The sequence below is a fragment of the Streptomyces nidicola genome, assembly GCF_050106155.1.
Taxonomy (GTDB): domain Bacteria; phylum Actinomycetota; class Actinomycetes; order Streptomycetales; family Streptomycetaceae; genus Streptomyces.
The window spans coordinates 2,365,642-2,378,838 of record NZ_JBNBPI010000001.1 but is presented as its reverse complement, the minus strand read 5'-3'; the positions used below and the strand labels follow the sequence as shown (position 1 = coordinate 2,378,838).

The following is a 13,197-nucleotide window of genomic DNA, read 5'->3' as shown; positions in this document are numbered from 1 at the left end:
AACTTGCAAGATTACCTGTCGATCGAGGGTGTGATGCGAGAGTGTGATGGGCGGGTGCGATGTCACGCCACGGCACGGGATCGGCCGCTGTCAGACCCGCCGGGTAGGTTGTGGGACATGCGCATTGCTACCTGGAACGTGAACTCGATCACCGCGCGGCTGCCGCGCCTCCTTGCCTGGCTGGAGAGCAGTGGCACGGACGTGCTGTGCATCCAGGAGACCAAGTGCTCGGCGGAGCAGTTCCCCGTGGACGAGCTGCGGGAGCTGGGCTACGAGTCGGCGGTGAACGCGAACGGCAGGTGGAACGGGGTGGCGCTGCTCTCCCGCGTGGGCCTGGAGGACGTGGTCAAGGGCGTGCCCGGTGATCCCGGCTACGACGGCGTGGAGGAGCCCCGTGCGGTCTCCGCGACCTGCGGCCCGGTCCGCGTCTGGTCGGTGTACGTGCCGAACGGGCGGGAGGTGGACCACGCGCACTACGCGTACAAGCTCCAGTGGTTCGAGGCCCTGAAGGCGGCGGTCGCGGGCGACGCGGCGGGCTCGCGCCCCTTCGCGGTGATGGGCGACTACAACGTGGCGCCGACGGACGACGACGTCTGGGACATCTCCCTCTTCGACGGGGCGACGCATGTGACCCCGGCCGAGCGGGCGGCGCTCACGGCACTGCGCGAGACGGGCCTGAGCGACGTCGTGCCGCGCCCCCTCAAGTACGACCACCCCTTCACGTACTGGGACTACCGCGCGCTCGGCTTCCCGAAGAACAAGGGCATGCGCATCGACCTGGTCTACGGGAACGAGCCGTTCGCCAAGGCCGTCTCCGACGCCTACGTGGACCGCGAGGAGCGCAAGGGCAAGGGCGCCTCCGACCACGCGCCGGTCGTGGTGGACCTCGACGTCTGAGATCGTCCGGGTCCGGCCCCGTTGTCAGTGGCGGGCGCTAGCGTCTGCGCCCGTGACGGATCTGACGACGTACCTGAACTCGACCCAACTGGCCTACGACACCGCCGCCGGCGCCTACGCCGAGATCGTTCCCCCGCTCTTCCCGCAGGACCTGTACGCGCATGCGGTGTTCGGCGTCTTCGCCGAGCGCGTCAAGCGGGCGGGCGGCGGGCCCGTGGCCGACCTCGGCTGCGGGCCCGGACATGTGACGGCCCATCTGAACTCCCTCGGGCTCTCCGCGTTCGGCATCGACCTCTCGCCGAAGACGGTCGCGGAGGCCCGTCGTGCTCACCCCGGACTGCGGTTCGAGGAGGGCACGATGACCGCCCTCGATCTGGCCGACGGCTCGCTGGGCGGCGCCGTCGCCTGGTACTCGACGGTGCACACGCCGCCGGAGCTGCTGCCCACGGTGTTCGCCGAGTTCCACCGCGTCCTCGCCCCCGGCGGCTATCTGCTGCTCGGCTTCAAGGTGGGCGACCTGCTGCGGCACCTGGACCACGCCTACGGCCACGATCTCTCGCTGGATGTCTACTGGCTGGACCCGGAGCACGTCGTCGGGCTCGTGGAGCAGTCCGGCCTCCCGGTGGAGGCCAAGCTGATCCGCGAGCCCGAGGACTACGAGCGGGCGACCCAGGGCAGGCAGGGGATCCTGATCGCCCGGAAGCCGGCCGCCACGGCCTGACCGCTACGGCCTGAGCACGTTCAGGTCGATCGAGTCGGCCAGCGCCTTCAGACCCGGGTCACCGGGGTGCAGATGGTCCCCGCTGTCGTACGCGGGGAGCATCCGCGCCGGGTGGGCCGGGTCCCGCACGACGGCGTCGAAGTCGAGGAAGCCGTCGAAGCCCGAACCGGCGCTGCGGACAAAGGAGTTGATCGCCTCCCGCTGCTCGTCGGCGGCCGGCGTGCACAGGGCCTCGCCCTCGCACGGCGTGATGGTCGCCCCGATCACCTTCAGTCCGCGCGCGTGCGCCCGCTCGACGATCTCCCGCAGCCCCGCCTCGACCTGCTCGGCGCTCGCGCCCCAGCGCACGTCGTTCACACCCTGGAAGACGACGACCGTCCTCGCCGAGGTCTGCGCGAACACATCGCGGTCGAGCCGGTGCAGCGCGCTGACGCCGCCCGTGTCGGTGGAGAGCCCGTCGCCGGGGTAGCGGTCGGCGACGACCCGGTTCGCGGAGATGCCCTCGTTGAGGACGCCGTAGTGCGGCACCTTCGACTGGGCGAGGAGTCGCGTGGCGAGCACGTTGGGCCAGCGGTGGTTCGCGTCGAGTGTCGACTTCACGCCATCCGTGATGGAGTCGCCGAGCAGCACGACGGAGCCGGGGCCGCCGCCCACGTCGACCCCGGTGAGCAGCGGCCAGTACGAGATCGTCGAGCTGTACGAGGAGCCGTCCGCCTCCGCCGCGTGATCGCCCGTCGTGCTCACGTAGCTGCGCTGGATGGCCTGGCTGTGCACGGGCGCCGCGGTGACGGGATCCGGCAGATGGAAGCTCACGAGAAGGTTGGCGCTCTCGGGCACGTCGAAGTCCACCGGGTCGCTGAACGCCTGCCCGCCGGCCGGGAGTTGGGTGCCGGAGGAGCCCCGGAACGTCAGCGGCACCGGCTTCCCGAGCGCCGTGGCCCCCGCCCCCTGCACCGCCACCGACGCGCTCCCGATCCGCACCGGGGTCGCGGCGAAGGTGTTCTCAAGGCGGATGCGGACCTTCGGCCCGCCGGTGCTCGTGTGCACGACGAGCCGGATGGTGCGGTCCGCCCACGGCCCCACCGCGGTGTATCCGGCGGGCGAGGCCGACCAGCTGCCCGTCCACCCGGACGTCGCCGCGCGCACGGACAGGTCGAAGACGTGCAGCGCCCCGCCGCCCGCCTTCGGCGCCCTCGGCAGGTCGACGGAGGAGATCCGGTGGCCCTTGCGCACCGGCACGGTCACCGCGTACAGCCGTGTCTTCTCGGGGACTTGGGCGTAGGGCGTGTTCCGGTGCGGCAGCGCCACCGCCTTCGTGGCGAGCGGCCCGGAGCGCCAGTCCGGCGCGGTGAGCCGGTACGTCGAGCGGGAGCCGTCCGCGTACCGCACGGTGCCGGAACCGGTCGCGTCGCCGCCGGTCCCGGCGACCAGGAAGGCGAGCGCGTCCCCGCGCCCGTTCACCCGTACGGACTGCCCGTTCGCCCGTACGTTGTCGGGTCCCGACCCCGCGGCCCGCGGCCAGGTGAGCCGGGCCCGGTCGAGCTCCATGGTGCGGCCGGGCGTCCAGCCGGCCGCGGTGAGGTCCTGCGCGGACAGGGAGCTGCCCGCGCCGTCGAAGTCCGCTTCGCCGGGCCGCGTGTCGTCGCTGACGGCCCGGTTGTCGAAGAGCCGCTCCAGGGGGAGCGGCCCGGGTCTGGCGGGTGCCGCGTGGGCCGCGGTGACAGGGGTGACCCCCGCACAGACGGCCAGGATGAACGCGGCTCCCCAAATGCGTCGGCGCAAGACCGACTCCCTCCGCTTGTGTGTCCGCCGTGGTGGTTGCGCCATGAAGCTAAGGACGAGGTGATGGCCCGTCAATGTGCCGCGAGGTAAACGGGGGAGAAAGGCCGGTGTCCGGTTCCTGAACTCCGCGCGGCGCCACCTCCGCGCGCCTGTGGTGCGGGCCGGTGCCCGGATGCCAATCTGGGCGATATGAAGATCCCTTTCGCGGCTAATTGGCGCAAGAAGCAGGGTCCGGCCCACGGTGTCGCCGTGTTCCCGGCCGGCGACGAAGGTGACGAGGGTGAGAGCGGACTTGTCGAACTCCTCTCCGAGTGCGAGCTGTTGCGTTCCCAGGCCGACGACGCGGGGGTCGAACTGGACGAGTCGGTGCGGTCGTTGGAGGCCCTCGACCAACTCGTGCCGCGCTGGCGGGAGGACGAGGACACGCTGCACTGGCTGGGCAACGACGCGGGACTCTATCTCGGCTCCGTCATGGTGCGGCACGTCTCGGGCGCCACTTGGGTGATCTGGGACAACGGGCAGCCGGTGGTGCGGCTCGAGTCGGGCCGCGAGATCGACGTCGTGGAGGCCGGGCACGAGTGGGCGGCGAGCGGGGCGCCCGAGCTCTCCCAGTTCTACGCGGAGGCCGCCGAGTCGTAGACCGTGCCCGGAGCGCCGCGTAGTTGAGCCTCAAAGCCGCAAATACGGTTAATGCCCATAAGTGCGTGTCGTCTGTTAAGTCCCATGTAAGCGTGGATAGTTTGCGCGGACCGACACAGCTGAAAGTGGGCAGGGACTGCCGATGGCCGTCGATCCGTTGATCGAGCTGCGAGACGTGAACAAGTACTACGGGGAGCTGCATGTCCTCCAGGACATCGACCTCACCGTCGGCAAGGGGGAAGTGGTGGTGGTCATCGGCCCTTCGGGGTCGGGCAAATCGACGCTCTGCCGGACGATCAACCGTCTGGAGACCATCGAGTCCGGAGCGATCCGGCTCGACGGACAGCCGCTCCCCGAGGAGGGGAAGGCGCTCGCACAACTGCGCGCCGAAGTGGGCATGGTCTTCCAGTCGTTCAACCTCTTCGCGCACAAGACGGTCCTCCAGAACGTCTCGCTGGCCCAGCTGAAGGTCAGGAAGCGCAAGAAGGAGGAGGCCGACAAGCGCTCCCGCGAACTCCTGGATCGCGTCGGACTCGCGGCGCACGCCGAGAAGTTCCCCGCCCAGCTCTCCGGCGGACAGCAGCAGCGCGTGGCCATCGCCCGCGCCCTCGCCATGGACCCCAAGGCCCTCCTCTTCGACGAGCCCACCTCGGCACTCGACCCGGAGATGATCAACGAGGTGCTCGAGGTCATGCAGCAACTCGCGCACGAGGGCATGACGATGGTCGTCGTCACCCACGAGATGGGCTTCGCGCGCACCGCCGCCGACCGCGTCGTCTTCATGGCGGACGGGAAGATCGTGGAGGACCGCAGCCCCGAGGAGTTCTTCACCCACCCGGAGAGCGAGCGCGCCCGTGACTTCCTCTCCAAGATCCTGAAGCACTGACCGGGGGAGCGCACCACCACATGATCGCCAAGTCGCTACGGCTGCTCGCCGCCCTGGCGGTGACTGCCCTGGCCGCCACCGCCTGCGGCAAGGAGGGCGCCCCGCCGGTCAAGGGACCGTCGGCCGCGGAGCTCCCCAAGTACGAGATCGCGCAAGGCTTCTCGCTGCCCGACTCCCCGACGTGGAAGAAGGCGGAGAGGCGCGGCCACTTCATCGTCGGCGCCAAGGAGGACCAGCCCTACCTCGGCGAGAAGAACCCCGCGAACGGCACGTACACGGGCTTCGACATCGAGATCGCCAAGATGGTCTCGGCCTCCCTCGGCCTCGACCCGAAGAAGATCCGCTTCAAGACCATCGCGTCGGCGAACCGCGAGACGGCCCTGCAGAACGGGCAGATCGACTACTACGTCGGCACGTACACCATCAACGACCTCCGCAAGAAGATCGTCGGCTTCGCGGGCCCGTACTACATGGCGGGGCAGTCGCTGCTCGTGCGCACCGACGAGAAGGACATCAAGGGTCCTGACGACCTCGCGGGCAAGCGCGTCTGCTCGGCGGCCGGTTCCACGCCGTACCAGCGCATCAAGGCCGACTACCCGAAGGCCGAGCTCGTCGCGTACGACACGTACTCGATCTGCGTCGACAACCTGCTGACCTACCAGGTCGACGCGGTCACCACCGACGACGCGATCCTGCTCGGCTACGCGGCCAAGGTGCCGGAGGAGATGAAGCTCGTCGGCAAGCCGTTCTCCGAGGAGCCGTACGGCATCGGGGTCCCGAAGAAGGACAACGCGCTGCGGTTCGCCATCAACGACGCCCTCGAGGCCCGCCAGAGATACGGCGACTGGAAGAAGGCGTACGAGGCGACCCTCGGCCTGTCCGGTGAACCGGCCCCGAAACCGCCCGCCATCGACCGCTACCCGGCGAACTGAGGAGGCGTCCCATGAATGTCCTGACCGACAACCTGTCGCTGTACTGGAAAGGCTTCCTCGGCACCGTCGAACTCACCGTCTTCGCGTCGATCCTGGCCCTGGTGCTCGGGTTCCTCATGGCCTCGTTCCGGGTCGCGCCCGTCGGCTCCTTCCGGGCCTTCGGCACCGCGTGGGTCACCGTGCTGCGCAACACCCCGCTGACGCTGCTGTTCTTCGCGGTGCTGCTCGGCCTGCCGCGCTTCGGTCTGGTCCTGCCCTTCACCGTCTTCGCGATCCTCGCGCTCGGCTGCTACACCTCGGCGTTCATCTGCGAGGCCGTCCGCTCCGGCATCAACACGGTGCCCAAGGGCCAGGGCGAGGCGGCCCGCAGCCTCGGCATGACGTTCGGCCAGACCCTGACCCACGTCATCCTGCCGCAGGCCTTCCGGTCCGTGATCCCGCCGATCGGCTCCACGCTCATCGCGCTCGCCAAGAACTCCGCGATCGCGGGCGCCTTCAGCGTCGTCGAGCTGCTCGGCACGTACAAGACGCTCAGCGAGCTCGGCTACAACATCATCTGGACCTTCGTCTGGATCGCGATCGGATACCTGATCATCACGCTCGCCATCAGCGCCCTGTTCAACTTCCTCGAGAAGCGCTGGGGGTTCGCCCGATGAAGGCCCTGCGGCACGACGCCACCGCCCTCTACGACATCCCGGGCCCGAAGACCGAGCGCAGACACAAGCTGTACGGCGCCGTCTCGACGCTCATCGTGCTCGCGCTGGTCGGCTGGATCCTGTACCTGCTCTTCGACACCGACCAGTTCACGTACACGAAGTGGATGCCCTTCGAGTACACGGGCATCCAGGAGCTGCTCCTGCGCGGGCTCGGCAACACGCTCAAGGCCTTCGCCATGGCGGCCGTCCTGTCGCTCGTGCTCGGCACGCTCCTGGCCGTGGGGCGGCTCTCGGACCACAAGCCGGTGCGCTGGATCGCGACGCTGTTCGTCGAGTTCTTCCGCGCCATGCCGGTCCTGGTGATGATCTTCTTCATCTACGTGGCCCTGAAAATGGAGCCGCTGGCCGCGCTCGTCGCCGGCCTGACGCTCTACAACGGCTCCGTGCTCGCCGAGGTGTTCCGTTCGGGCATCAACGCGGTGGAGCGCGGACAGCGCGAGGCGGCGTACGCGCTGGGCATGCGCAAGACGCAGGTCATGACGCATGTGCTCGTCCCTCAGGCGGTGCGGGCCATGCTGCCCGCCATCATCAGCCAGTTGGTGGTGGCCCTGAAGGACACGTCGCTCGGGTATCTCATCACCTACGAGGAGTTCCTCCACGCCGGAAAACTGATCGCTTCCAACCTCGACTACGATTTGCCCTTCATCCCCGTGGTGATGGTGATCTCGCCTATCTACATCGGGATGTGCATGGTGCTGTCCTGGTTCGCCCAGTGGGTGGCCAAGCGCCAGCGGCGCAACCCCAAGACGGAGGCGGCCGATGTCGCCCCGGCGGAGCCAGGGACGCTGCTGCCCGGTACGCAGTAGCCGAAGCCAGGGAAAGCACGGCCCGTCCCGCCCAGCGGCAGCCGGAGATCACTGCCTCACGAAGTTCGTGTGTTCGTGTGGGAGAAGGTCAGCTGCCGCGTGCCGGTCGGGACGCGCCTGCTTGCCGAGGACGAGCGGGCCCTTGTCGCATTCGTACGCGACGAGGGTGCCGCTCCCCTTGGTTTCACGGCCTACTTGGCGCGGTGCGCGGCGCGGCCGCCATTGGCAGGCGCGGCGGGCAGCGGGGCCTCGGCCGCCTTGGTGACATCGGCGACCACCTCGACGACGTCGGGCCCGTACGCCCCGGAGTTCACGACCTTCAGGAGCAGGACGAAGGAGTTGTTGCCGTGCTTGCGGGCGAGCCGCTCGTGGTGGCGGGCGAGATAGCGCGTGGCGGCCTGATTGGTGATCGGCAGCTGCCCGCAGAACAGAAACACCGGCCTCGCCTCGGGTGTGGCGGGGCCGGCGGTCAGACGGGCCAGGAGCACGTACTCGGTTCTGCTGGGCTCCAGGCGGTAGCGCTCGGAGCCGATCTGGAAGGCGCCGCGGTCCGGGCCGGGCTCGGGGTCGGTGTTGATCCGGATGCCGGGCAGCAGGCTGACCATGTGCGCGGCCATGCGTCTGTTGGACGCCGGGCCCCCGACACAGAACTCGGTCCGCTCCCCGAAGCCCTGCTGCGCGGTGTCGTGGGCGACGACCTGCGCGTGCGCGTTGCAGTCCTTGATGAGCGCGGAGAGTTCGAGGAGGGCGAAGACGTCGTGGCGCTTCACCGTCAGCTCGGGGCCGCCCGCGTCGCGGTTCACGACGAGCAGCGACTCGGAGTTGTCGGGCAGCCCGAAGAAGGCCTGCTTCCGGCGGAGCTTGCGCTTCCACAGGTAGGTGCGGGCGAGCCAGCCCAGCGAGGCGCTGATGCCCGCCGCGATCAGGCCGAGGACGATGTTGCGCACGTCTTCAGTCATGGGGGCGCACTCTAGCGGGATGTTCGACCGGGGTTCGAGGGGGTCCTGACGGCGCGGTCCGATCAAGTTACGCTGCGCTGACGCCTGTTGACCGGAGGTACTGATGACACGTTCAGTTGTGCGGAATCTGTCGGTCTTCGCCGCACTTGGCAGCATGGTGGCGGTCGGTGCGGCGGCTCCGCCTTCGTCCGGTTCGAGTACGTCCGGTTCGAGTACGTCCGGTTCGCGTACGTCCGGTTCGCGTACGCCCGTGAAGGAGCCGGTCGCGGTCGGCTCCGGCGGCGCGGTGGCGAGCGTCGACAAGGACGCCTCCGCGGCCGGCATCGAGGTGCTCAAGCACGGGGGCAACGCGGTGGACGCCGCCGTCGCCACCGCGGCCGCCCTCGGGGTGACCGAGCCGTACTCGTCCGGGGTCGGTGGCGGCGGCTACTTCGTCTATTACGACGCCAAGTCCCGCAAGGTCCACACGATCGACGGCCGCGAGACGGCGCCGCTGACGGCCGGCTCCGACCTCTTCCTGGAGAACGGCAAACCACTCGCCTTCAACGACGCGGTCACCAGCGGGCTGAGCGTGGGGACGCCGGGGACGCCGGCCACGTGGCAGTCGGCGCTCGACGCGTGGGGGAGCCGGGGCCTCGGCTCGGTGCTGAAGCCGGCCACGAAGCTGGCGAGCGACGGGTTCACCGTCGACGACACGTTCCGCTCGCAGACCGCGTCCAACGAGGCCCGGTTCCGCAACTTCCCCGACACCGCGAAGCTGTTCCTGCCGGGCGGGAAGCTCCCGGCGGTCGGCTCGACGTTCAAGAACCCCGACCTGGCGCGCACGTACGAGCAGTTGGGCCGGGACGGGATCGGGGCGCTGTACCGCGGCGACATCGGCAAGGACGTCGTGAAGACGGTCAACAAGCCGCCGGTGGACCCGGATTCGGACTACGTGGCACGTCCGGGGAAGCTTTCGGCGAAGGACCTCACGGCCTACGGCGCCAAGTTCCAGGCGCCGACCAGGACCTCGTACCGCGGCCTCGGTGTCTACTCCATGGCGCCGTCCTCGTCCGGTGGCACGAGTGTCGGCGAGGCGCTCAACATCCTTGAGAACACCGACCTGTCGAAGGCGTCGGAGGTCCAGTACCTGCACCGCTTCATCGAGGCGAGCCGGGTGGCCTTCGCCGACCGGGGGCGCTGGGTGGGCGATCCGGCGTTCGAGGACGTGCCGACGAAGGGGTTGCTCTCGCAGAAGTTCGCCAACTCGCGCGCGTGCCTCATCAAGGACGACGCGGTGCTCAAGAGCCCGCTCGCGCCGGGTGACCCGAGGCACCCCGGAAAGTGCGGCGAGGCCGGGGACAAGGCGGCGCCGACGACGTACGAGGGTGAGAACACCACGCACCTCACCGCGGCGGACAAGTGGGGCAACGTCGTCTCCTACACCCTCACCATCGAGTCGACCGGCGGCAGCGGCATCACCGTGCCGGGGCGTGGCTTCCTGCTCAACAACGAGCTGACGGACTTCTCGTTCGCGCCCGCGAGCGCCGATGTCCACGACCCGAACCTGCCGGGTCCCGGCAAGCGGCCGCGCTCGTCGATCTCACCGACGATCGTGCTCGACAAGGCGGGCAAGCCGGTGGTCGCGGTCGGGTCGCCGGGTGGGGCCACCATCATCACCACGGTGCTGCAGACGCTGACGGGGTTCCTCGACCGGGATCTGCCGCTGGTCGACGCGATCGCGGCGCCGCGGGCGAGTCAGCGGAACGCGGCGCAGACGGAGCTCGAGCCGGGGCTGTACGGGAGTGGTGTGCGGGGTGAGCTCGAGGCCATCGGGCACTCCTTCAAGGAGAACCCGGAGATCGGTGCGGCCACCGGTGTGCAGCGGTTGCCCGGCGGCAAGTGGCTCGCGGCGGCGGAGAAGGTGCGCAGGGGTGGCGGCTCGGCGATGGTCGTGTCGCCCGGCAAGTAGCGCGGGGTAGTCCTCCTCCTGGGCCACGGGGCTCCGCCCCGGACCCCGCGCCTCAAACGCCGGCGGGGCTGAATTTGCCCACCCGCCGCCTTGGGCAGTCTGCCGCCTGGGGCGGCAGGGTGGGCAAGGCGGCGCCCCGGTGCCGGGTGCTCCTTGCGGTGGCTCCGGCCCCGGGGCCCCGGCTCAGCGGGCCGTGAGGATCCGGGGGCCCGCCTCCGTGATCGCCACGGAGTGTTCCGCGTGGGCCGCGCGGGAGCCGTCGTTCGTGCGCAGGGTCCAGCCGTCGGACGCCTCGTGGTAGCCGTCACCACCACCCCCGATGACCATGGGCTCGATGGCCAGCGCCATGCCGTGCCGCAGCACCATGCCGCGCCCGGCCCGCCCCTCGTTCGGCACCCCCGGATCCTCGTGCATCCGCCGCCCGATCCCGTGCCCGCCGAAGTCCTGCGGAATCCCGTACCCGGCCTCCCGGCACACCGTCCCGATCGCGTGCGCGATGTCCCCGATCCGGTTGCCGACGACCGCCGCCCCGATCCCCGCCGCGAGCGCCCGCTCGGCCGTCTCCACGAGTCGTACGTCCTCGGGCCGCGCCCTGCCCACCGTAAAGCTGATCGCGGAGTCGCCCGCCCACCCGTCCAGCTCCGCCCCGAAGTCGGCCGAGACCAGGTCCCCGTCCCGCAACCGGTACGTGGTCGGGATGCCGTGCACGATCGCGTCGTTCACGGACACGCAGAGCACCGCGGGGAACGGTGTCGGCGCGAAGCTCGGCCGATAGCCGAGGAAGGGCGAGCCCGCCCCGGCCTTGCGCAGCACCTCGTGCGCCACCTCGTCCAGCTCCAGCAGGCTCACGCCCACGGCCGCGTGCTCCCGTACCGCGGCGAGGGCGTCGGCCGCGACCCGGCCCGCCTCCCGCATCGCGTCGATCTGTGTATCCGTCTTGAGTTCCACCATGCCAATAACTATACCGGTATTTAAATCCGGTACAAAAATGGGGGCTCGGGTAGAGTGGAGGCATGGTCCGAACCCCCTTGACCCCCGAAGAGCACGAACGCGGCGAGCGCCTCGGCCGCCTGCTGCGCGAGGCGCGGCTCGGGCGCAGCATGACGGAGGTGGCCGCGGGCGCGGGTGTCTCCGTCGAGACGCTGCGCAAGATCGAGACCGGTCGGGCGCCGACCCCGGCCTTCTTCACCGTCGCCGCGCTCGCCCGTGAGCTGGGCCTTTCCATGGACGAGCTGATGGCGCACTGCGCCCTGGCGCCCGCCTGACCGGTCCCGGTGTCCGTGCCGAAAAGTGCGCGTAGCACCCCCGTAACACGGGAGGTGTTTGCTTCCGGAGCGTAAGGCTCCAGGAGTGCGACGATCGGCGGGGCGCGTGGCGGAAGTGGGACAACTCCCGGACCGGGTAAGGGACTTCGCGACATATCTGCAAGGCCTCAACGCCCGGCTCGACCAACGCGCCGGCTGGTGCGGAGTCTTCTGGCAGCGGGACCCCGAGGGCATGCGGGCCTGCCTCGACGGCAGCGAGGTGCCGCCGTGGGACGTGGTGGAGGCGCTCCTCAAGGACCTCGCGGCGGCGACGGGCACCGAGCACGCCGAGCGTGAGGCGGCCCGTGCCCGCGCCCTGCACCGCGCGTCCGCGCGCGCCCACGACGCGGGGCCCGGCGCACGCGCGCTGCTCGCCGACCGGATGGACGTGATGGTGCGCGAGCGGCGGTACGCGGAGCAGCGCCTGCGCGAGCTCGGCGCCCGCCTCGAATCCGCCGTCGACGAGGAGACGGCCGACGCCGCCCGTTTCGATCTGGCCTGGGTGCGCGACGACCACGAGCGGGCGACGGCACGGATCGCTGAACTCGGCGCGCGGCTCGCGGAGTTGGGGCCGAACCCTGCGGGTGCGGGTGCGGGTGCGGGTGCGGGTACGGGTGCGGCTGCGAGTGCGGGCCCGGGCGGACCGGTACCCGGTCCCCGCCCGTCCCCGTCGACGCCCCGCCCCGCGCCCGCCAAGGAGCGCAAACGCCGACCCCGGGGCAGCGCGCGCTTCGCCGGAATGCCGGTGGACGAACCGGAGACGGAGGCCGGCCCGACCGCCGCGGCCCCCGCCCCCGCCGCCACTCCCAGGGGCGCCCGGTTCGCCGGCGCCGCGGCCGAGCCGGAGGAGGCGGCCCCCGCCCCGCCCCCGGCCGACACCACCGCCCACGCCGACGTGTCCGCGACGGTCGCCCTCCTCGCCCGTCACCGCGCGGAGGGCCGCAGCGGCGAGGCGCACATGGTCCTCGTGGACGCCGCCGCCGGGCCCGCCGCCCATTTCCCGCTGTTCGCCCGCGAGTTGACGCGCGCCGGGCTCGGCGCCGACTGGGCCACCCTGCTGTGGGAGGCCGGGTCGCTGCCGCTGGACCGTCTCGTCGCCGCCGCCGACGCGCTGGTCGCTGCCGGCCGCACCGGCGACGGGCAGCAGCTGCTGCGCCAGGGCCTGGGCAGCCCGCCCGCCGAGTTCGGCGCCGCGGTGCACCGGCTCGACGAGGCGGGCAGGCACCACGAGGTCCGCACCCTCCTCGACGCGTACGTCCGCGGCCGCACCCCCGAAGAGGCCGCCCACACCGCGAGCGGCGCCCCCGACCGGCTCGTCCCGCTGCTCCTGGACGCGGCGGCGCGGGTCTCCGACGATCGGTACTGGGACGTGGTGCACGCGCTGCGCGTCGCCGGCCTCGCACACTGAACCGTCACCCGCACGGGTGCCGGGGCCGCCCCGATCCAGCGGGTTGCCGACGATGCCCTTGGCAAGCCCTCCGTTGAGGCTTACGTTCGTCCCTCTACGGCCGTTCTACGTGCGTAGAGGCGTACGTGAGGGCGTACGTAGAGGTGCGCGCGGAGGCGTATGCGAAGGCGTACCTGCGCAGAGAAGTAGAGACGTA

The 13,197-nt window shown here is 70.7% G+C and carries 13 protein-coding genes; 10 read left to right on the top strand and 3 right to left on the bottom strand.

The annotated features are described in order from the left end of the window. The first annotated feature begins 117 nt into the window (after positions 1 to 117). Both ACOKM3_RS10925 and ACOKM3_RS10920 read left to right on the top strand, forming a co-directional pair. On the top strand, positions 118 to 897 hold the full coding sequence (locus ACOKM3_RS10925) for an exodeoxyribonuclease III (RefSeq protein WP_426899343.1): 780 nt from the start codon (positions 118 to 120) through the stop codon (positions 895 to 897). A gap of 52 nt (positions 898 to 949) precedes the next feature. After that, positions 950 to 1,618, top strand: coding sequence for a class I SAM-dependent methyltransferase (locus ACOKM3_RS10920; protein ID WP_426899341.1), 669 nt, complete (start codon positions 950 to 952; stop codon positions 1,616 to 1,618). Between the two features lie 3 nt (positions 1,619 to 1,621). Here the strand turns inward: ACOKM3_RS10920 and ACOKM3_RS10915 are convergent, their stop codons facing one another. Further along, a complete protein-coding gene (locus tag ACOKM3_RS10915; RefSeq protein ID WP_426899339.1) occupies positions 1,622 to 3,445 on the bottom strand; it encodes an SGNH/GDSL hydrolase family protein in 1,824 nt (607 codons plus the stop codon). A gap of 144 nt (positions 3,446 to 3,589) precedes the next feature. Between ACOKM3_RS10915 and ACOKM3_RS10910 the strand changes: the two genes are divergently transcribed. The 5 genes from ACOKM3_RS10910 (at position 3,590) to ACOKM3_RS10890 (ending at position 7,379) form a co-directional block, all read left to right on the top strand. Next, positions 3,590 to 4,039: a DUF6278 family protein gene (locus ACOKM3_RS10910; protein ID WP_426899337.1), complete on the top strand. Its 450-nt coding sequence runs from the start codon at positions 3,590 to 3,592 to the stop codon at positions 4,037 to 4,039. Positions 4,040 to 4,181: 142 nt separating this feature from the next. After that, positions 4,182 to 4,925, top strand: coding sequence for an amino acid ABC transporter ATP-binding protein (locus ACOKM3_RS10905; RefSeq protein WP_426899335.1), 744 nt, complete (start codon positions 4,182 to 4,184; stop codon positions 4,923 to 4,925). Positions 4,926 to 4,945: 20 nt separating this feature from the next. Then, positions 4,946 to 5,857: a glutamate ABC transporter substrate-binding protein gene (locus tag ACOKM3_RS10900; RefSeq protein WP_426899333.1), complete on the top strand. Its 912-nt coding sequence runs from the start codon at positions 4,946 to 4,948 to the stop codon at positions 5,855 to 5,857. Between the two features lie 11 nt (positions 5,858 to 5,868). Beyond that, positions 5,869 to 6,513 carry an amino acid ABC transporter permease gene (locus tag ACOKM3_RS10895; RefSeq protein WP_327660813.1) on the top strand — a complete coding sequence of 215 codons (645 nt, stop codon included), beginning with the start codon at positions 5,869 to 5,871 and terminating at the stop codon, positions 6,511 to 6,513. Further along, positions 6,510 to 7,379, top strand: a complete 870-nt coding sequence (locus tag ACOKM3_RS10890) for an amino acid ABC transporter permease (RefSeq protein ID WP_426899331.1) — start codon at positions 6,510 to 6,512, stop codon at positions 7,377 to 7,379. The genes ACOKM3_RS10895 and ACOKM3_RS10890 overlap by 4 nt, the downstream gene beginning before the upstream one ends. A gap of 191 nt (positions 7,380 to 7,570) precedes the next feature. Here the strand turns inward: ACOKM3_RS10890 and ACOKM3_RS10885 are convergent, their stop codons facing one another. Next, positions 7,571 to 8,338, bottom strand: a complete 768-nt coding sequence (locus ACOKM3_RS10885; protein ID WP_426899329.1) for a hypothetical protein — start codon at positions 8,336 to 8,338, stop codon at positions 7,571 to 7,573. A gap of 103 nt (positions 8,339 to 8,441) precedes the next feature. On the opposite strand from ACOKM3_RS10885, the gene ggt reads away from it, so the two are divergent. Then, entirely contained in the window at positions 8,442 to 10,289 is a 1,848-nt protein-coding gene (gene ggt, locus ACOKM3_RS10880; RefSeq protein ID WP_426899327.1) for a gamma-glutamyltransferase, read from the top strand. Positions 10,290 to 10,472: 183 nt separating this feature from the next. On the opposite strand, the gene map is transcribed toward ggt, so the two are convergent. Next, a complete protein-coding gene (map, locus tag ACOKM3_RS10875) occupies positions 10,473 to 11,240 on the bottom strand; it encodes a type I methionyl aminopeptidase (protein ID WP_426899325.1) in 768 nt (255 codons plus the stop codon). 62 nt (positions 11,241 to 11,302) lie between these two features. Here map and ACOKM3_RS10870 point away from each other — a divergent pair, with 62 nt between their 5' ends. Both ACOKM3_RS10870 and ACOKM3_RS10865 read left to right on the top strand, forming a co-directional pair. Beyond that, the gene (locus ACOKM3_RS10870) at positions 11,303 to 11,554 is read left to right on the top strand and encodes a helix-turn-helix domain-containing protein (RefSeq protein ID WP_426899323.1); all 252 of its coding nucleotides are present in this window, start codon (positions 11,303 to 11,305) and stop codon (positions 11,552 to 11,554) included. Positions 11,555 to 11,669: 115 nt separating this feature from the next. Continuing rightward, a complete protein-coding gene (locus ACOKM3_RS10865; protein ID WP_426906761.1) occupies positions 11,670 to 13,001 on the top strand; it encodes a hypothetical protein in 1,332 nt (443 codons plus the stop codon). The last annotated feature ends 196 nt before the right edge of the window (positions 13,002 to 13,197 follow it).